At 56.8% G+C, this 20,347-nt stretch carries 14 protein-coding genes and 4 pseudogenes; 4 read left to right on the plus strand and 14 right to left on the minus strand.

The annotated features are described in order from the left end of the window. Window positions 1–32: 32 nt before the first annotated feature. The 5 genes from ABH944_RS42165 to ABH944_RS42185 form a co-directional block, all read right to left on the minus strand. The gene (locus ABH944_RS42165; protein WP_404614975.1) at window positions 33–2,282 is read right to left on the minus strand and encodes a xanthine dehydrogenase family protein molybdopterin-binding subunit; all 2,250 of its coding nucleotides are present in this window, start codon (window positions 2,280–2,282) and stop codon (window positions 33–35) included. Next, a complete protein-coding gene (locus tag ABH944_RS42170; RefSeq protein WP_404614973.1) occupies window positions 2,279–2,767 on the minus strand; it encodes a (2Fe-2S)-binding protein in 489 nt (162 codons plus the stop codon). Before ABH944_RS42170 ends, ABH944_RS42165 begins: the two co-directional genes overlap by 4 nt. Next, the gene (locus tag ABH944_RS42175; protein ID WP_404614971.1) at window positions 2,764–4,071 is read right to left on the minus strand and encodes a c-type cytochrome; all 1,308 of its coding nucleotides are present in this window, start codon (window positions 4,069–4,071) and stop codon (window positions 2,764–2,766) included. Before ABH944_RS42175 ends, ABH944_RS42170 begins: the two co-directional genes overlap by 4 nt. A 308-nt stretch (window positions 4,072–4,379) precedes the next feature. Beyond that, window positions 4,380–5,663: a dicarboxylate/amino acid:cation symporter gene (locus tag ABH944_RS42180; protein WP_404614969.1), complete on the minus strand. Its 1,284-nt coding sequence runs from the start codon at window positions 5,661–5,663 to the stop codon at window positions 4,380–4,382. 908 nt (window positions 5,664–6,571) lie between these two features. After that, window positions 6,572–7,522, minus strand: coding sequence for a LysR family transcriptional regulator (locus ABH944_RS42185; protein ID WP_404614967.1), 951 nt, complete (start codon window positions 7,520–7,522; stop codon window positions 6,572–6,574). A gap of 193 nt (window positions 7,523–7,715) precedes the next feature. Between ABH944_RS42185 and ABH944_RS42190 the strand changes: the two genes are divergently transcribed. From ABH944_RS42190 to ABH944_RS42200, 3 genes and pseudogenes are all read left to right on the plus strand, one after another. After that, window positions 7,716–8,015, plus strand: a complete 300-nt coding sequence (locus ABH944_RS42190; protein WP_404614965.1) for a hypothetical protein — start codon at window positions 7,716–7,718, stop codon at window positions 8,013–8,015. Window positions 8,016–8,030: 15 nt separating this feature from the next. Then, window positions 8,031–8,555: pseudogene (locus ABH944_RS42195) on the plus strand (fumarylacetoacetate hydrolase family protein); the annotation flags it as partial. Between the two features lie 6 nt (window positions 8,556–8,561). Next, complete coding sequence (locus ABH944_RS42200) at window positions 8,562–8,978, plus strand: nuclear transport factor 2 family protein (protein WP_404614963.1); 417 nt, start codon at window positions 8,562–8,564, stop codon at window positions 8,976–8,978. A gap of 63 nt (window positions 8,979–9,041) precedes the next feature. Here ABH944_RS42200 and ABH944_RS42205 read toward each other — a convergent pair whose 3' ends face one another. The 7 genes and pseudogenes from ABH944_RS42205 to ABH944_RS42235 form a co-directional block, all read right to left on the minus strand. Next, window positions 9,042–11,222, minus strand: coding sequence for a hydantoinase B/oxoprolinase family protein (locus ABH944_RS42205; RefSeq protein WP_404614961.1), 2,181 nt, complete (start codon window positions 11,220–11,222; stop codon window positions 9,042–9,044). Between the two features lie 10 nt (window positions 11,223–11,232). Then, window positions 11,233–13,359, minus strand: a complete 2,127-nt coding sequence (locus ABH944_RS42210) for a hydantoinase/oxoprolinase family protein (RefSeq protein WP_404614959.1) — start codon at window positions 13,357–13,359, stop codon at window positions 11,233–11,235. Between the two features lie 113 nt (window positions 13,360–13,472). Next, a complete protein-coding gene (locus ABH944_RS42215; protein ID WP_404614957.1) occupies window positions 13,473–14,960 on the minus strand; it encodes an NAD-dependent succinate-semialdehyde dehydrogenase in 1,488 nt (495 codons plus the stop codon). After that, on the minus strand, window positions 14,957–16,249 hold the full coding sequence (locus ABH944_RS42220) for an iron-containing alcohol dehydrogenase (RefSeq protein WP_404659707.1): 1,293 nt from the start codon (window positions 16,247–16,249) through the stop codon (window positions 14,957–14,959). The genes ABH944_RS42215 and ABH944_RS42220 overlap by 4 nt, the downstream gene beginning before the upstream one ends. Further along, complete coding sequence (locus ABH944_RS42225; protein ID WP_404614953.1) at window positions 16,203–17,219, minus strand: Ldh family oxidoreductase; 1,017 nt, start codon at window positions 17,217–17,219, stop codon at window positions 16,203–16,205. The genes ABH944_RS42220 and ABH944_RS42225 overlap by 47 nt, the downstream gene beginning before the upstream one ends. A gap of 4 nt (window positions 17,220–17,223) precedes the next feature. Continuing rightward, window positions 17,224–17,484 (minus strand): hypothetical protein, encoded by a 261-nt coding sequence (locus tag ABH944_RS42230; protein ID WP_404614951.1) that lies wholly within the window; start codon window positions 17,482–17,484, stop codon window positions 17,224–17,226. Window positions 17,485–17,896: 412 nt separating this feature from the next. Next, window positions 17,897–18,157 (minus strand): annotated as a pseudogene (locus ABH944_RS42235) (transposase); the annotation flags it as partial. A gap of 765 nt (window positions 18,158–18,922) precedes the next feature. Between ABH944_RS42235 and ABH944_RS42240 the strand changes: the two are divergent. Beyond that, the gene (locus ABH944_RS42240; protein WP_404614949.1) at window positions 18,923–19,159 is read left to right on the plus strand and encodes a hypothetical protein; all 237 of its coding nucleotides are present in this window, start codon (window positions 18,923–18,925) and stop codon (window positions 19,157–19,159) included. A 128-nt stretch (window positions 19,160–19,287) separates the two neighbouring features. Here the strand turns inward: ABH944_RS42240 and ABH944_RS44690 are convergent. Together ABH944_RS44690 and ABH944_RS42250 are read right to left on the minus strand one after the other, a co-directional pair. After that, a pseudogene (locus tag ABH944_RS44690) lies at window positions 19,288–19,632 on the minus strand (DDE-type integrase/transposase/recombinase); the annotation flags it as partial. A 387-nt stretch (window positions 19,633–20,019) separates the two neighbouring features. Beyond that, window positions 20,020–20,347, minus strand: a pseudogene (locus ABH944_RS42250) (hypothetical protein); the annotation flags it as partial.

Raw genomic sequence — 20,347 nt, forward strand, 5'->3', positions numbered from 1 at the left:
TGATCCGTGGTTTTCGATGCCACCTCAGGCAATCACGTTGCGAAGTTGCAAAGTCGACCGCCCGTTGCCAAGGGAAGGTCATGGAGCCGTTTTCCGGTTGCGTCGGCAATCGCGTTGGCAACCGCTGCGGAGGTTGGTCCTTGCGATGCTTCTCCTGTGCCGAGGAAGGGTGCCCCGGGCTGGTTGATCAGGTGCACTTCGACTTTCAGGGGGACTTCGGAAAACCGCATAATCGGGTAAGTGCTCCAGTCAAAGCTACGGATACGTTCGCTGTCGTAATCCACCTGTTCATATAGCGTCCAGCTGGCAGACTGGAGAATGCCGCCTTCGATCTGGTTGCGCACGCTGTCCGGATTGACGATCTGGCCGCAATCGACTGCCGCGACAACGCGTTCGATGCATACGGCTCCGGTTTCAGGCACCACGCGCAGTTCTACTGCGAGCGCCAGATAGGCCATCATGTTTTTGTACTGGGCGAATGAGAATCCCACTCCGTGACTGGGCCGTCGCAACCGTTTCGGGTTCCAGCCAAACCTGCTTGCGGCCATTTCGATCACCTTGCGACCGCGCACATTGTCGAGATGGCGCAGCCGGAACTCAACTGGATCGACATGCGCCGCAGTTGCCAGCTCATCCATGAAGCTCTCGATGGTGAAGACGTTCTGGAAGGCGCCAAGGCCGCGTTGAGCGGAGACGCGAAGTGGCATATCCGACAGGAAATGGTATTGGACGTTGCTATTCGGGAAGTTGTAGAGTGGTATGCCATTGCGGTCGCCGTCGCCCTCTGGCATCCGAGTGGGTTCGGGCGGGGCAGGTGTAAAGGGTTGCGCAAGGTATTGTGCAGCGAGTAATCTCCCCGCATTGGCGATGCGCAAATTGTGTGAATTGCTCCAGATTTCGTACTGCCAATCAATGATGTGACCGGTCGCGTCAAGCGAAGCGCTCACGTCCGTCACCATGGCCGGCCCGAACAGGTCCCACGTCTGCTCCTGCTCGCGCATCAATTGCACCCGTATCGGACGGCCGGGCACAGCTCGCGCAATCAGTGCGGCGTCGGCTGCAACATCGTCTGCGGGATTGTGCCCGTAGCAGCCGGCGCCTTGGGCATGGATGCAGCGGACGTCGTCTGGCTTCATCCCCAGCATCTCCGCGAGCCCGCTACGCAGCGGGAATACCCCTTGAGAATGCGTCCAGACAGTCATCTTCCCCTTGTCAAGATGCGCGACCGCACACGATGGCCCGATCGAGCCATGCGCCAGATAGGGTTTCGTAAACCTGCGGTGCAGCGTTTGCGCAGCCGGCCGCGCCGGGCCATGACGATCGTCCACGATAATTTCTCGCCGTGGCAGCCTGAGCAGAGTTGCGTGGATTGTCGCAGGCGTCGGCAGTTTCACGAACGTTTCCCAGCGGGCAGTCCGCTCAAGTGCACGCATGGCTTGGATCGCTTGCCATTCGTCCTCGGCGACCACGGCGAGATAACTGCCGTCACGGACTACCTTGGCGACCCCTGCCATGTTTTCCACCGCGCTATCAATGGAAATCAGCCTGGCGCCATAGGAGGGTGGGCGCACCACCCGTGCGTGAAGCATGCCGGGCAAACGGAGGTCCTGCACGTAGCTTTCTCCGCCCGTAACCTTGCCGGGAATGTCTACGCGCGGTACCGACTGCCCGATAACGCGCTGTCGATCTGGGGCAATCAATTGCGACTGCGGCTCGGCATTGCGGTGGAGGTTGAGGCCGCTAACCGCTTCACCGAACGTAAGCGTGTGGTTGTCCGGCGCGGCGATCATGCCGTTGCGTATCTTCAATATTTCGGCTGACGTACCCAGCTTGTCGGCGGCGGATTCCAGCAACAGTACACGTACCTGCGCAGCGGCGTGCATGATGGCCGTGCCACTGTCCCTTATGGAGCGGCTACCTGTCGTGTTACCTTCATCCGGCGTCAATTCCGTGTCTGCCGTGATCAGGTGAATGTCTTCGGGTCGAACCTGTAGTTGTTCGGCGGCAATCTGGATGAACCCGGTGCTGACTCCTGTGCCGAGTTCCACCTTGCCGGTGTACACGGTGATGCCGTGCTCGTCGATTCGTATCCACGCGTCGAGTGAGGGTGTCCCATTCAAGTCGCCGGGCAACCCCTTGGCAGCGTCGGGCGAGGCGCTCTGGGCCAAGGCCTTCGCTGCGGGAAACAATGCGAAGCTCACTGTCAGTGAGCCAGCGATGAGGAAGCGACGGCGGCCCGGGCTCACCGGCGAGTCCGAATGGGAGAGGATAGGCACGTTCATGTGCTGGCTCCTGGCGCGTTGTTCTTTTCGCGCATCTTCTGGAAAGCTTCGACAATGGCACTGATGATACGCATGTGGGTACCGCAACGGCACAGGTTAGGCTGCATATGTTCGCGAATCTCGATTTCGGTAGCAGCGGGTTTCTGGCCGAGAAGCGCCTGCGCGCGCATGATCATTCCCGCGATGCAGTATCCGCACTGCGCGGCCTGCTTGTCGATGAAGGCCTTTTGCAGCGGTGACGGATTGTCTATCTTGCCGAGACCTTCGATCGTCAGTACGGGCCGGTTCTTTAAGGCGGAAACAGGTATCAGGCACGAAAACACTGCGCGCTCGCCGACGACGACCGTGCAGGCTCCGCACTGTCCGAGTCCGCAGCCATATTTCGCACCGTTGAGCTTTAAATGATTCCGTAATGCATACAGAAGCGGCATGGTCGAGTCAATATCGAGGTTGTGCTCGACACCGTTGACCGAGAGCGTAATCATGGTTGTGAAATCTCCTTGCGGATTGTGGCGGTCGTCCGAGATACGTCCTTCCATGCAGGTCGCTGCGCATACCTGGTGCGCACGTAGGCGAGAATGTCGGCAATTTGTTCGTCACTGAGAACGTCGGCAAACGGAGGCATGTAATGTGCAGTTCCGGAGCCGTTCCACGGAATACCCTGCAACACGAGATGGATCGCATTGCGTGGATCGTCGGAGGTGAATACCGAACTAAGGCCGAGCGCTGGGCGACCACCAATTTCGCGCATCGGCGCACCGTTTGCATGGCAACCGACACACGATGACGCGAACAGGGTTTCACCTGTGCGGATCGTCGGGGCGTTATCTGCATCGACCGCCGTTGCGAGGTCGGGTTGGAGGGCTAAAACCGGTTGCCCTCCCGAAGGCGGTGGCTGTAATGACATCAGGTAAGTGGCGATCGCCTCGACATCGGATTGTGGTGCGCTCCCGAGATGCTGCGTAACAGGCAACATCGGACCAGCAGCGGCCCCATGCTCGGAAGCAAGCCCTGTACGCAGATAGTCGACAAGCTGTGCGCGGGTCCAAGGCTTTGGAGCATGTGTGAGCGCATTGAGGGGCGGTGCGTTCCAGCCGTCGATCACATTGCCCGCGAACGCTTCGCTACTCTTTTCCGCGCCGAACGCGTTCATCGGCGTGTGACACGATGCACAGTGGCCAGCTCCTTCCACGAGATAGCGGCCCCGCAACCATACCGCTGATTCCGGTTCGTGCTGCGGCGGGAGCTCTCCCCTTTTGAGAAATGGCAGATTCCATCCAGCCACGAGCGGTCGGAAGTTAAGCGGGAAGATCAGATCGTTCGGATGCGCCGGCGCGCTGACCGGTTCGACCGACATCAGATAGGCATAGAGTGCGGCGATATCGCCATCACTCATCTTTGTGAAATGTGGATAGGGAAAGGCAGGATAGAGAAGATGGCCATCGCGCGAGACGCCTTCGCGCAAAGCGCGCCTGAATGCTTCGAGAGGCCAGCGGCCGATGCCGCTGTCTGGATCGGGTGTGAGGTTCGTGCTGTAGATGACACCGAACGGTGTGTTGAGTGGCATGCCTCCTGCGAACAGCTCGTCTGGTTTGGCTGTATGGCAGTACATGCAGTCGCCTAGTTCGGCGATCCGCTCGCCGCGGGCCACTTGCACCGCGTCGAATTGTTTCGGCACGGAGGCGGACAGCGGCGGAATGGCGCGCCGCCATGAGTAACCGATTGCGAATGCTAGAGAGATCGCCGCCAGTGACAGGATGATTAAAGCTAGTTTTCTAGATTTTCTCATTCAAGATCCCGAGGGCGAGGATAGTCGACACACCCGAGTTTGTATTCGTATACGAAGCATTCAAATTGTAAAAATAGCCCATAGCTAACGGGTAATCAACGTTTCTACAATTGAATGGGAAGCCTGTTTTCGATGCTGCAGGTGCAGGGAGTTGATCACCACACACCCTACGATGGCGGAGGCGACGGTCGATGCTATACCACGCTCCCCAAACATGGAGAGCAACGGCAGATCAGTGGCGTCTGGCGGAACGCTACACTTCGTTCTCCGGCTCCCGGCTCATCCCGACGATCGCTGCGGCTTCACCATCATCTGCCGCGATCGCCACGCCCCCCGGGTCCCGCAAGCGCCGCCTTAAGTGCGTCGCGACCAAGTTCCTTCTCCCAAGCGGCAATCACAATCGAGGCCACGCAGTTACCCATCGTATTGGTCACCCCCCGGCACTCGGACATGAATCGCTCGACGCCGAGTATTAGCACGATCGACGACACCGGCACGACTGGCATAATCGAGAGTGTGGCAGCCAGCGTGATGATCGCTGCACCAGTAACACCCGTTGCGCCTTTCGACGTCAGCATCGACAGCCCCAGCAGGGTGATCTCCTGAAGCATCGTCAAATGGGTGTTGGTGGCTTGAGCGAGAAACAGGATCACCAGTGTCATGTAGATGCTATTACCGTCCAGATTGAACGAATAGCCGGTCGGCAAGACGAGTCCGACAACTCCGCGCGAGCAGCCTAGCCGTTCGAGCTTCTCGATCAGTTGTGGCAGTGCCGCTTCCGAGGACGACGTACCGAGCACGATGAGCAGTTCGTCCTTGATGTACACGACGAAGCGCCACAGGCTGAAACCGCACGCTCTTGCGATCAGGCCGAGTCCACACGAAATGAACAGGAACGCGGTCAGATAGAACGTGCCGACCAGTCTCACCATAGGCAGCAGCGAGACGATCCCGTATCTGCCGATCGTGAACGCGATCGCACCGAACGCGCCGATTGGTGCAAGGCCGCTGATTATCCGCAAGATCCGGAAGAACGGTTTCGACAGCAGTTCGATCAGGTCGATCAAGGGCTTGGCAGATTCGCCCATCATCGCCAGGGCCGTGCCGAACAGCATGGAAATCAGCAGCACCGGCAGGACATCGCCTTGTGTGAAAGCGCCAATGAAGGTATCCGGAATGATGTGCATGAAGAAGCCAGCGATCCCATCGCCATGCTGGGCTTGCGGGGCATAGGAAGAGACGGCGCTAGCGTCAAGCGTGGCAGGGTCGACGTTAAAGCCGGCGCCTGGTTTCAGTATATGCGCTGCCAGCAAACCGATGGCAAACGCAATCGTCGAAACCACCTCGAAATACAGCAAAGCCTTGCCGGCGACGCGGCCGACCTTGCGGATGTCGCTCATGCCCGCAATGCCCGTTACGACCGTGCAGAAAATCACAGGAGCGATCATCATGCGCACGAGTTTTATGAAGGCGTCGCCGAACGGTTTCATCTCTATTGCGGCCTTGGGCAGAAAATGCCCCACTGCCACACCAATCATGATCGCGACGATAACCTGAAAGTAAAGCACCTTGTACAACGGTTTACGCCTCACATCTTCTCCATATCTTGTAGGCAAAGCTCGTCTTCCCTTCTTGTCGGGTAGCCATACATTTGCGTCTGAAATAGGCGGCCCTGCTAAGGAAAGCTCTATACGATGGCATGCTCGACGTTGAGGTGCCAAAGGTCCACTAGCAAAGAGTAACGCGAGCGAAACATCCGTTGTCAGCAATCAGCCGTTGGGTTATCCGACAGTCCAACTGTATCGCCGAAAACAAGCGAGTTGAAAAAAGCACCAGTGGCAAGCATTGGTCAGTTATGCCGGGCACCGGACGAGGGAATCAAAAATCGCCAGGAGTTCATTTACTACGCGAACGCATAATCCCGCTATCGGTACCTGTCAGAAGTTCCCCTGGCCGTGCAAGATGCGAACTCAGCGCCCAAGCGGGCGTCGCCGGGTAGTGAATACGTTTCGTCATTCTGCTGCAATTCCCGCCTTCGTCAGAGCTCGACCATCCCATCATTGTTGCAGTACCAACCACGCCCTGCATCCGTGCCTCCTGTGGGACCACCTGGCCTCATTCCATATTCTCGATTTATAGACGAAGGTCTGTGGTAGCTGGTAACCAGAATGCTTTCAAAGTTGCCATTTTGTTTGGTCAAGATCACCTGAATCCAGGAAGCAAATCTTTCTAGCCGAAAGCAATACTCGCCGAATGCGCGGGTAGTCGTGACCGGAACTATTCTTTCGAACAGGTAATTGGGCAATTTTCCGACATGTCAGAGGGGAATGGTTCTGGTGCAATTAGGGGATCTGGTGCAAATAAGCGGCGTGGTCAAAATGTTTTTATCTATCTGGACACCTTATCAACTTAACAGGACAGCATTTCAAACCGAGGACGCCGTGGTATCTTTGAGCCCGAGAACACAGGAGTCGAACTGACCTTGCGAATCCATCGATGATCAAATTGTGCTGACTGTATCGGCAGCGACTACGTCCCACCGGTCAAGACGACATTCGCTGCAGATGTCGCGCAACATTGATCGCATCCACTTGTTTGGTGGGCTCGGGGCGCTTTGGGTGCTCCAAATCAGGCCGCACGTCGTGTGGATCGCCGTGAACGGCATGTTGACTGCCCGGATGCCCGCGGCTGCACCAAAACGCCTGATGAGCTTGCTGGGAAGCACTGCGATGAGGTCGGAATTAGTCAATGCAAAGAGTCCGGACAAAAAGTGCGGAACGGTAAAGGCAACGTGCCGACGCTTACCGAGCGCTACGAGCTGTCTGTCCAGCATCGTACTGGCGCCGCCGTCGTGGACGATCGTGAGCTGAGGCGTGGCGCAAAAGTCATCCACACTGATTGATTTTCCAATCAGTGGGTGGTTGAAGCGCATGGCGCACGAGAATGGGATGTCGTAGAGCTTCTCGAAGTCATAAGCGACACCTCTCGAATCAAATAGTCCCATGGCCATATCGACCTTGCCGCCCTCAGCAAGATTTATTGCGTGGTTGCCGTCTGCATGCTCCACGACGACACCGATGTTTGGAGCAAGGTGAGCCAGGCGAGAAGTAAGCAGTGGCATCACCATGGCAGCGCCAAGATCGTTGAATGCAATTCGATAGCTATGCGAAGATTTACTTGGCATAAATGTCTGCGGTTCGAGCGCTTCATTGATTTGCTGCAGTGCACGACGCAACGGCCCTTCTAGTTCAAGGGCGCGTTGCGTCGGATGCATGCCATCGGCTTGCCGGACGAAGAGTTCATCGTTCATCAGATGCCGAAGGCGGCTGAGCGCAGCACTTGCAGCTGGTTGACTCAGACAGACACGATTCGCTGCCCGAGTCACGCTTCGCTCGATCATCAGCGCATCGAACACAAGAAGCAGATTCAGATCCACGCCGGCGAGGTTCATGTTGCAGCTCCACTGGTAGCAAAATTCATGGCGATGATGACATTCATATGTTCAATCGATTTGAGTACGAATGCAAGCCGCCTTACCATTTTTCCAGAAGTTTTCGCACGACAGACCAGCAAACTCCCCTATGACAAGAGCGAGCACAAACCCGTGTTTTCGCTACCAAATCGACGAAATACAAGAAGGCCACATGAAAATTTCTAGTTACTCGAACGGATCCACCGACTCGTACGGCATCGTCGAAGGTGAAACGATCATCGACCTCGGTGCAAGCCAAGACTCCCGACAACCTAGCCTGCACCTGGCCATTGCCGCCGGATTGAGCGCAGATAGTGTTGGCGCTCGCGGGCGGACATTTGCGTTGAAGGACGTTATCTTGCGACCTCCTATTCCAGATCCGCACAAGATCATTTGTGTGGGACTCAATTATCGGGCGCATGCAGCGGAAGGCGGATTTGAACTCCCAGCTTTCCCTTCGGTCTTTATGTGAGCGACCAACACGCTTGTCGCACACCACGAACCCTTGCAAAAGCCGCTGACTTCAGACGATTTCGACTACGAAGGAGAACTCGCCATCGTCATTGGAAAGGCGGGTCGCCACATCACCGAGGCGAACGCGCTGGAGCATGTCTTCGGATACACCTGCTTCAATGACGGCTCGGTCCGTGATGTTCAACTAAAGCAATCGCTGATTGCCGGCAAGAATTTCCCGAAGACTGGAGCGTTAGGACCCTGGATAGTGACAGCGGACGAAATTCCCGATCCCTCGCGCTTGATCCTCGCGACGCGCATCAACGGGAGAGAAGTCCAGCGTAAAGGCGTCGACGACATGATCTTCAACGTTGCACAAATAATCTCCTATATCTCCGGATGGACTCGTCTGGAACCCGGAGATGTGATCGCCACTGGCACGCCGGAAGGCGTCGGCTTTGTGCGCAAGCCACCGCTATGGCTGAAGGTCGGAGATACCGTTGAAGTCGAGATCTCATCGATCGGCACGCTCGTCAATCCCGTCGCATCCGAGAGGTAATCTCCCATGTACCAAGTTGAATGGAAATGCCAGCAAATAGTCGCACGGTTGTTTCACTACTTAGATGAGCGAAGCTACGACAGGCTCGTCAATCTCTTCGAAGAGAACGGCGTCTGGCTTCGCCAGGGAAAGGAATTAAAAGGCCGGGCGGAAATCATGGCGGCCTTATGTGCGCGCTCCTCGACCTACATCATTCGCCACGTACTCAGCAATTTCCTGACCACGTCGAACCAGGACGAACAGCCTTCAGCCATAGCGTATATGACTGCATTCGGCAATGACTCCGGGCAGGTGCCGATCAAGCCAGTGGAAATTCACTCTCCGTTGGGAGTCTTTGTTGTGAAATGCGAGTTCATTCAAAACGGCGAGAATTACAGATTCACTCGCCTCGAACTTCATCCAGAATTCACGTTCCCTCACTGAGCGGTCGGCAATTTCCTGCGCATCATCGGCGAGCGAAAGAACCGCTCGCCGATATTCCTAGTGTCAAACGATCAGTGCGTCGAAACGTAATCGCATTTCTGGTGTTCGTGGATCGTCATCACTCTGTTGCACGTCGGTCGAAAAGATCGTGCCACAACCTGGACAGCAATATCGCCGGACAACCATGTTCGAATCTTCAAGGTATCGGTTGGACTCGCTCAAACTCGATAGCGGAGACTCCAACATCAACGCTCGTTGTCGCGGATCCTCGCTAGCAGGACCGAAAGAGCGGTCGCAATTGGTGCAACCCAGTAGTGGGCCAACCTTCGAGGCTCTGACGGCGAGAGTTTCACCAACGCGGAACATTTGCGCTCCGTTGAATGGCACATCGTCATCCCAATCGTTGCCCAAGCGAACACCCGATGTCATGCGATCCTCACGCGTCTTGCGGCGCAGCAGGGTGGTGGCAGCTTCGTCGATTCGCGTAACCGGGCCTTCCACCACTGAAACTCCGTACAGGATCTCGGCCTCGCCAACCGAGCAGAAGCCCAGACGTACATCCCGCAAAACTTGATCCGGCTGCCGCATCAATGGATCACCATATCCGCCGCCGCCAGAGCAGAAGTTGATCCAGGCGTCAGACGCACCAAGATCGGCGACGTCCTTGGCTTCGGGGACTTCTATCTTCTCGCTTGCAAGCTCATCGAGGCCCCCTGGCAATCGACCTGCATTGAATTTCTCGGCTAAGTCCGTGTTGCGAAGAACGAAATTCCGTTGGATTGATCCGGGCAGGCCTCCTGCGACGCCTTTGGTTTCGGAATGACTGTAGCCCGTCGCAAAGAAGACAGCATTGATATCGGAACCTGCGCCGTGCGGCGCGATCATGTATTCCAGGCTGACTCCGCCACGATGTATACCGGCTCCAGCGGTATCCTTTCGCTCCTTGCGATATACATACAACACGGGCAAGAGTCCTTCGATCCGCTCGACGTTGGGAATTCCATACGCTGGCGCTATCAGATTGCCGCAACTATTGACGCCGTCTCCGAACGGACGTGCTCCACCCCCGCCTACCGAGTCAGTGAACATGTTGACAAACGGGCGGCCGTTTAGCTTGGTTCCCGCCAGTACCGCCATATTCGCTCCGCCATAGCCCAAGCCGATGATTTCGTCGCGCAGGTCCTCCGAGCACCCATACATGCGGGCCATCGTCTCCCAGACGAGATTCCCTGAAGATTGCGAGGCGTTGAGTGTTGCCATGCTGGTCGCTGCGGGAAATAGGCAGTTATTGATGGTGCCTTCTTCCGAAATGATGTCAATACATTCCACGAGGGCGCCGTGCGCCCATGGCAAATCGAAACAAAGAAGGGGCAGTAGCACTTGTGTAACGCCGCCTACCAGGCCGCTGTAAGCGCAGTTAATGGAACCTGATGCCTGTTTTGCGGTCCCGGTGAAGTCAAAGGTAAGACGATCCCCGCGCTTGGTCATAGCCAGCTTCATCTTATAGAGGCGATTCTGGACGCCGTCGTGATCCAGCAGGGTCGTGGCGAACCACTCACCATCGGGCATCCTGGCGAGCCGCTTACGAACCGTCTGGCGAACATGGCTCAGGATTTGATCCTGAACGCCGAGAAATACATCCAGCCCGTACTCGCGAATGATGTCTCGCAGGCGGTCGCGAGTAGTCGTCTGCGCTGAAATCTTCGCGCGAAGGTTTAGAGCATTTACCTCCGGAGTGCGTGTGTTCCGCAAGAAGATGGCCTCGATGTCCTTCCGGAAAACGCCAGCCTCAATGATCTTCACGGGAGGCATTAACGGGCACTCCTCGTATGCCGTTGCAGCGCCCACACTCCAGCTTCCAGGACGTGGCCCGCCAACGTCCATCTCGTGCATGACGATCCCTGTCCAAGCAACGAGGATTTCGTGCCAAAAGACAGGACACACCACCGCGTAGTCCATGGCGTGCAGTGCGCCGGACCAAGGGTCGTTGGTCATGAATACATCGCCCTCGTTGATATTTCCCTCGAAGGCACGAAGCACCGATTGCACGACGACGTCGAGCGCGGCAGCTTGCCGAATGACATATACTCCCGTGAAAAGTCCCTTTCCCTCAGCCGTCAGAATGGCTGTGTTGAAGTCACCCGACTCGTAGACGGCAGGCGAACCGGAGATGCGGGCTGCAATCAGCCCCATTTCATCATTGATTTCCCAGAGCCGGTGCCGAAGCACCTCGAAGGTGACCATGTCGATGGTCCTAGACGTGTGCATGCGCGACTCTCCCGAACGTTAATGTGATACCGCCATTGCGATCTACCTCAGCGTGTGAATCGGGCGGCAGCACCACGGTGTCAGCGAAGCGCTGGATAATGGCTGGTCCATCGAGATGCTGACCCGGCTTCAGCCGGCCACCGGAGTGGACGGCTGTCGATATGAACCCACCGCTTGATCTGAAATAGGCAGGCCGTCGCGCAATCAGGGAATCGCCCTCCGACTTTCCTTTTTCGACTTCGAGTGAGGGTTTCACGATGTCTATTGTCCCCGTCGTACGGATTGTGGCCAGTTCAATTCCGGCTGCCACATACGCGCTCCCCTTCCCGTAAGTCATCTCGTAGGTGCGGATGAAGTCTTGCGCCAGCTTCTCCATATCGCCGGCGGTCAGTTCGTCAGGCTTGGTATCGACTTCAAGCTCATGGACCTGCATCCCGAATCGCATCTCGATCGCACGCCGAAGCGTTATGGGTTGGTCGTTCAGTCCGGCGTCGGCAAAGCGCTGCGACACGCGGTGCTCGAGGTTTGTGAAGGACTCGTTCAGACCGGCCAGCGCCTTCGCGTCAATCGGGAGCTCCAGGCCTACAGACTGCACCTCCTGCAGGGCAATGTCGGTCGTCAACATACCGAGTGCAGAAAAAACGCCGGAGTCCGCGGGTATGTACGCCAGCTTGACACCGACCTGCTCGGCCAGGAAAGACGCGAATACCGGCCCCGCACCGCCATAAACGAACAGCGCGAAATTACGTGGATCGAGCCCGCGTTCGACTGTCACCTTGCGAACCAAGTCCGCCATCTGAGCGTTCGAAATCTCGATCATGCCCGCAGCAACTTCAGTGACCGAAAGCCCAACGCTTCTCCCCAACGTTCCAAGCACGGTCTCGGCAGCAGTCTTGTTGAGCCGGACTTTGCCCCCAAGCAAGAACTCTGGATCAAGGTAGCCAAGCGCGACGTGTGCATCGGTGACGGTGGGCTCGAGGCCGCCATTACCATAGGCAGCCGGTCCGGGCGTTGATCCGGCGCTCCGTGGCCCGACTCGCAGATTGCCTCCATCATCGCGCCATCCAATGCTGCCACCGCCTGCCCCAACCGACTTGATAAAAACCTTCGGAATAAGATAGGTATATTTACCAATCACCGGCGCCGGGTCCATCTGCACCTTATCTTCGAATACCAGACCCACGTCGAAAGTCGTACCACCGACATCGGCACAGATAACGCTCTGTTCGCCTATGAGACTGGCACAGAATTTCGCTCCGAGCACCCCTCCGGCTGGCCCCGAGTCGACTGTTAGAATTGGCCGCCCGAGAACCGAGTCGACGGTGCACAGCCCGCCGCTCGACTGCACGACGAGCAAGGAACACCCTATTCCGAGCTGTTTTAGCCTACGTTCCAGACGCACAAGGTATTCGCCGACCACCGGTCCAATATAGGAATTGAAAGCGGTTGAGACGCTTCGCTCGTACTCGCCGGTGCGGGGAGCCACTTCGGACGAGATTGACGTGAACAATCTTGGATGCCGCTTCTTTACCAGATCGCGCAGCTGAAGCTCGTGGGCCGGGTTCTTGAATGACCACAGCAGGCACACGGCCAATGCCTCGATACCTGTTTCAACAAGGTCGTCGACGTCACGGCTTGCTCTATCGAGGTTCAGTTCGACCAGCACCTTCCCGTCACGGTCTACGCGCTCGACCACTCCGCGAATGTCCTCCGGCAACACTATGGGGGGTGTCGCCTTCTCCAAATGCGTGACATGGGTCTTTTCCCGTTCCGAGAGACCGATCACCTTTTGCCTGGCCCGGCCAATTGTGATCGTCTGCTCGTGACCGGCGGTCATCAACATTCCAGTTCGTGCGCCACGCCGCTCGGTGAGTGCGTTGGTACCGACAGTCGTTCCGTGGACGAACTCGGTGGCGCGGCGGACGAGTTCAGACGTCGTGATTTCCAGCCGCTTTGCCGCCATGTCGAGACAGTCAATGACGCCCCGGGAAGGATCGTCGTACGTCGTCAGGGATTTGGCTGTCAATCTTGCACCCGACTCGCTCAACATCACACAATCGGTGAAGGTCCCGCCAATGTCCACCGCAATGCGCAAACCGTCTTTAATATTCATTTAATTCGTACTCGAGTGGTCGCTATTAACCAATGTTCTCAAGGCGGTCGATTGATTTGAAATCAAATGTCTATATGAGAACAATTCGGAGATGAAATGAAGCTGGGTGGTAGCTACCAGCTTGTAGCGATGTATTTCGCTTCCATGAATTCGAGAAGGCCGTGGTGCCCACCTTCGCGACCGAGCCCGCTTTGCTTGACTCCACCAAAAGGCGCGGCCGGGTCGGAAACCAATCCACGATTGAGGCCGATCATTCCGCTTTCGAGCACCTCCGAGACTCTCAACCCACGCGCGAGATCTTTCGTGTACACGTAGGCCACGAGTCCGTACTCCGTTCGATTGGCCTTGTCGATGGCCTCTTGTTCGGAGTCGAAGACAACGATCGCCGCGATCGGCCCGAAGATCTCTTCATCCAACAATCTGGAATCGTCCGCAACGTCTACGATGACCGAGGGCAGATAAAAATATCCGTCACGTACCGGCGCCTTGCCACCGGTCAGTACGCGGCCGCCCTTGGCAATAGCGTCGGCAACCAATTCCACAACCTTGTCGCGTGACTCACTATTGACCAACGGCCCCAGTTGAGTTTCGGCTGCGCAGCCGTTTCCGACTCTCAGTGCGCTCATCTTCGCTGTCAGAGCCGCAGAGAAATGCTCCGCGGCGCCACGCTGCACGTAGAAACGGTTTGCCGCCGTGCATGCTTCTCCGCCATTGCGCATCTTGGCAACCATCGCACCCTCAACCGCAGCGTCAATATCCGCGTCATCGAAGACGATAAACGGTGCATTTCCGCCAAGTTCCATCGAGCAGTTGATGACTTGATCAGCGGCCTGCCGCAGCAAAACTCGACCGACCTCAGTCGACCCTGTGAAGGACAGTTTTCGAACACGCGGATCGTGCAACATCGCGCCGACCACCTTCCCGGCCGTTGACGTTGTCACGACATTGACTACGCCCGGTGGAACGCCGGCTTCCTGAAGAAGTGCCGCCATCGCATAGGCAGTGAGCGGTGTTTCCGTCGCCGGCTTTAGCACGCAAGTACATCCTGCCGCCAGTGCGGGGCCGATCTTGCGCGTCGCCATCGCAGCCGGAAAATTCCAGGGCGTGACCAACACCGAAATGCCGACAGGTTGATATTGGACCAGCATGCGATTGGCACCGCTCGGTGCGAGCGCGACGTCACCGACGATTCGCACTGCTTCTTCGGCGTACCACCGGAAGAACTCTGCCGCGTAAGCCGCTTCGCCCCGCGCGTCCGACAGCGCTTTGCCATTCTCCAAGGAGATCAACTCCGCGAACCAGTCGAGTCTCGCCTTCATCAGCTCGAACGCCTTGCGCAAGATCTCGGAGCGCTGACGAGGCGACGTAGCCGCCCACGCACGAGCGGCATTGGCGGCCGCCGTAACGGCAGCAATACCTTCTTCGACTGTTGCATCGGCAACAGACGTGATCGTCTTCTCCGTGGACGGATTGATCACGTCAATCCGTTTGCCGGAAGCCGACGGCATCCATGCGCCACCGATAAAGAGCTCGGACGGGAGCGAGTCGAAGTCATGTGTTGACCAGCGCGCTGGGGACGAGTCGATGGATCTACCATTCATTGCTGGATACCTCTTAGTTGATCGCGCTTGCCCACGAAACAGGCCTGCACAATTTTGTTGATGCTTTCTCGACTGAGCTGCCGCGGGTTGTTGTTGACGAGTCTGGCAGCCAACATCGACTGCTCGCCGACCCATTCGAGTTTGTCTTCCGCGAGGCCAAGGGCCGCAAGCGATTCGGGCACGCCAATTTGATTGAACAGCGCTTGAACCGCGTCAATGCCGCGGCGAGCCTGTTGTTCGTTTGAGTGACCCGTTTGCGCAACACCGAAAATGTGTGCGATCTCAGAGTACTCGGGTAGGCAAGCCGGCAGATTGAATTCCATCACATAGGGCATCAGCGTCGCGACTCCGAGTCCGTGCGCTGTATGCGTGACGGCCCCGACGGGGTATTGAATGGCGTGGGCGGCTGCAGTTCCTGCAGTCCCGAATGCTATCCCGGCGGCAAGTGCGCCGAGCATCACCTGCTCGCGCGCCGACCGGTCGTCTGGAGATTTCACAGCCGTAGCGAGATTGCTGGCCAAAGCATTGATTGCAAGCAGGGCGTGCGCGTCCGCAAAGACGTTTTTTCCGACAAACACCTGGTTCAAACCCAATTCGGCAGTCGGCTCGCGTCGAACCGCGGTAAAGGACTCGATGGCGTGCGTCATTGCGTCTGCTCCCGCGATGGCGGTGAGCCGCGGGGGGCAACTCATCGTGAGCTCGGGGTCGCAAACCGCTACTTGTGGAATCAGGTAAGGACTGGATATCCCCACCTTCATATCACGTGCAGGATCTGCGAGCACAGCAACCGGGGTCACTTCAGAGCCTGTCCCAGCGGTAGTCGGTATCGCGATGACCGGCAGGACCGGCGCAGGCACCTTGAATTCGCCGTAGAACGCAGACATTTCCCCCGAATGACTCAACGCAAGAGCCACCAGCTTGGCCAAATCCATACAACTTCCACCCCCGATTCCGACGACGACAGCCGGACCGAAAGCTCTGGCCTGCGAAGCAGCATCCAGGATGCATTCGAGCGGCAACTCTGCAACGGTTGCGTCATACACCTCGACGGCAATGCCTTCGCTGCGCATGCCGGTCGCCAATGCGCAAAGCAATGAGTCTTGCGGGAAACGGTTGTCCGTGCAGATGAAAGCCCGGTTCCCGAACGGTTTGATCAAGCGGGGCAGTGCGTGACGCTGACCCCAACCAAAAAGTACGGTCTGGCCTGTGCGGGAAATGCCAAAATTATTCATGGTCGTTTCCTCAATCACGCTGGCACGAAGCCGCGAGCAGTTGGCGTTGGAGGTCATGCCACACCTGGTCATCGACCGGTAGGCCATGGGTCAAACGTTCGCGCCGATATGCGAGCGCGCGATCACCTGGCACCTGCACGGCAGCGTCGGGGGAACCAGACGCGCGCACCGCGTCAAGGTAAGACTCGATGGCCCCATAGCGGCCTTGGTCGGCGCCAGGGTCTATTACGATGAAGACATCCCCCTTGTTGCAGGCCTTGTCCGAATCAAGCGTGCCGTGCACTCCCGGCCCCAGTGCGCAGGCGCTCAGGGCGCCGATCAGCACCTCAAAACCGAGACCAAGGCTATAGCCCTTGGCGCCTCCAAACGGTGCGATAGCGCCCCGTTTGGCAGCGTGAGCGTCGGTGGTTGGCTCTCCAGATGCGTCCAATGCCCAGCCGGACGGGATCGGGCGGTTCAGATTGGCAAAGTGATGTATCTCCCCCATCGAAACCAGGCTTGTCGCCATGTCGAGCACGAAAGGCTCCCCGACGAGCGGAATACCTATAGCGAACGGGTTAGTGCCCTGCATGGCACGCCGTCCGTTCCATGGGTGCACCAGGGCTTCGCTGTTGCACAGCGCAATGAGGATTTGGCCCTGTCGAGCAATACGGTCTGCATACCAAGCCAGCATTCCGAGGTGGTTGTTGTTTTTAATAGCGGCGACCGCGACGCCGGCCGCAACAGCCCGCTCAGAAATTCGTTCTAGCGCGGCAACCGCAACCACCGGTCCTAAGCCCATGCACCCATCCACCTCGAGCACATTGCCGCGCCAACGGTGTGAGCCCTTAGTGAGCGGGTCCACAACGCGATTGCGAATTCGCTCTACGATGCGCTTGAGTCGCAGCAACCCATGAGAAGCACGGCCGCGTAGCTCCGCCTCCAGCAATAGATCCACCTGCAATGTCGCTTGGGCCGGTGGGACACCGGCAGACTCGAGCACGGCCAACGCAACCCGCCTCGCCTCTTGAAAGTCGATTATCGTCATGTGATCAGACCACCGGGTTTTCGAGTCGTCCACGCGCGCCTTCGGGCGGAGCAATTGGGCCGGTCTTTATGGTCTGCTGCGCATAACCCGCATTGCGGGCAAGCCCCAACATTGTCAATGATGCAATTGGAATGAAACGACGCAACCGAAGACGCCTGAAAGACTGAAGGCCATCACGTTGTAGAAAGCCGCGTTGTAGCCCCCCACGGCACATCCTTTGCAGCCAGATGGGGTGATGCGGATCAATGATTTTTCTAGGATTCATGTTGTCTCTCTTTTTGTTTCTTTCTGCTCCTGGTGGATCAGTGCAGAAGACGCTTTGACACGTTGAAGTGCAGTGTGGCAAAAGGAGAGGCTATCGGGAAATCGAATGATCGTATAAGCGGTATTCATTCGAATGATGGCCGTTCCGTGTACGGGCTACTGACGCCCCACGTGTGCCTTCGTGCGCCGCAATATCGGGAAAAAACTTGGGTGCCCTGCTCGCCTCTGCCGGGGTCGACTGCGACGTCTCGCATTCCCAACCCATCGCATCCCGGGTGAGTGGAACGAAATCCAGCGGTGCTTGAGCTCCACTCGCCCAACCCGCAGCAATATCGGTGTCCCGCAATGAAGCGTTACCCCTGCGTGGACCTGCCCCTGCATGACCGGACACGCGGTCACGCTAAGAGGCCAGTTTAAAAACCCTGCGCCGCTCGCCTGAAGATGTTCGAGCAAAGGAGCGGGCAGCCGAGTTTCAGGAAAGCTTCGTGACTGTCAGTGCATCGCTCAAAGCGAGTGCGCAGGCGACGGAAATTGTGGAGCCAGGAGTGCGTACGCTCGACTACCCAACGATACCTGCCGAGCACACTACCGTATTCACGTTGTGTCGTTCTTGTTAAGACAGAACGGCAGTTGTTATCGATGCGTCTCGCTAAATTTCTTGTGTGAACCTTCGATAGTGTGAAACTGGTTCGACGAACCAGCGTCGCCGGCGTGATCCCGATAGAACGGGTACGCCGCCCGAACGGCCCTATTATTTACCGGCGGCGGTATTGCATTTGACCAGTCAAGTCATAATTTGTATACCTAATTATTATCGAAATAACATTGCTTTCTCGTATAAAAAAATCCCACAAGAGCGAGCTAAGTTGAGCGTGCGGGGTGCAACTCCACAACGTCCTATATTGGCCACCGTGGCTCTCAGGTTCATATGGTGGCACCTTCCGTCATGGCCAGTAATACCAGCTGGCAGCCCCGTCAAACATTACACGAAATCAGCTGTTCTAAGCAAGCGCCTTCGGGGAAGCAACCATTTTCCAAGGGTAACGCCGCGTCGACGCTCGTCATCCTTGCCCCGACAGTCCGCCGTGTGGGAATTCACGTCCCGGCCGAGTGAATCACAAAGGTCCCTGGGTAACGCCTGATCACGGAGCTGGATTCCCCGATAAGCGACGAGACAATCCGATAAGCCTGAAATCAAACACACGCCTAGAGTTTATACACAGAATTCACTAAGTTATCTTAATTACCCTCAGACAATTAATGTCTTGATTTAGATATTCGCACACGAATGCGCTGGCGCTGGTGGCAATCGGAACTGATTAGCAACGATCTTCTACAAGTCGTACAAAAGAGCCGAGTTCCTCATGACACACGATTCGCAATCCCTAACCTTACATGGGATGATCGCATCGATGCGATGCGCAGTTGAAGGAGAGGCAATGAGCACGATGGACAGTTCTTTGCATTTGCTCGTCGAAAAATGGCTTGGAGCGAATGCGGCGATGCCGGCCCGGGTAACCCGGTTCGGCCACATACATTCAAATCGGCGACGATATGTGTGCGTTGAGGCATTGCGGCCAGCAGGTGCGTTGACAATTTATTTCTTCCTCCACGATGACGGTATGTGGTGCGTTTATCCGCCGGAGGTCAAACGTCCGACGATGAGCTTTTCATAGCGTCAACTGAGATTATCGCTTGTTGAAGCAACTACGGTACGATCTGCGCCAGGCACCGAGATAACGTACCCGTGACGTACTTTTAGCGGATCTGGTGCCAATGTTCCGATGAGTCGGAATAATGCAGATTGATTGAAAAGAACAGCATTCCAGACGGAGGGCACGACCGTGTCCTTGAGCCCGAGAGCAAAGAGGTCGAACTGCCCCTTTCGAATGTGAAGCATCAACTCGATGCCTGAAATGGTGGCCGCAGCATTCCTGAATTGCTTGAACCCGAGCATGACGCCTGGTGCGAGACTTAACGTTGCGGTAATCCTGCTCGATCAAATTGTTCAGCCACTTCGAGGAGCGTGCCTTCGGGCAGCTCACCGTCGGCTCTCATTTCGCGCACCGCACGATGCGAAGCCGCAGAACCAACAAGTGTGATGGTTCTGCGGCGGCTGGCCTTGATCTTTGATCGCCTTCTTGAAGAAGGTGCCGCCCTGCAAACGACTCCTCCAAACTCTTCAGCTTGCTCATTCGGCACGCTCAATTTGCTTAGTCCGAGACTGTGTAACCAATTTGACCCGCGCTATTTGCACCGTGTATGGACGATTCCCAGTTGTCAAGCAGTCTGAATCTCTGGCATCGGGTCGACGTTGCAGCCATGTATCCGGGCCCGGTTCGCAGCACTCGCTGCAGGCCCACGATGAATATCCGCGAGTGGGTACCCCATCAGAGCCACGGGCTTGATTGCCCTTCGTGAAAAGTGGGTTTGGTCCACCACGGTCCGACCGTTTTGTCATCGAATTAACGTCTGCTCAAGCAACCTCTGGAAGGTAAATGCTGTTCCGATGTTAAAACCTACATTTGTGAAACCGTCACGCCAGGTCGTATGGAAACATGGCTAATTGATACACCTGTTTGCGAACCAGCAGAGCCCACGCCGTTCGTGTATTTTTTGCTGCGAGTGCCACGGCAGCGATGTTTTTGTGCCGACGCCGGCATAGTTTCATGACCCACGAATTTGCCATTTCGGGCTTGGTGGCTGCTATGCGAATAACAGCGCGAGCACGTGAATCAGAAGTGTTTGTGGCGCGACAATCTGGATGAGCCGGGTGAGCTGTGCTGACGGACATGCCGAACGTGAAGCGGCCAAGGTCATGATCAACGATGCGCGGCAAGCAGCAAACGATGCGGCTGCGCAAA

This window comes from Caballeronia udeis (assembly GCF_044909315.1).
Taxonomy (GTDB): Bacteria; Pseudomonadota; Gammaproteobacteria; order Burkholderiales; family Burkholderiaceae; genus Caballeronia; species Caballeronia udeis_A.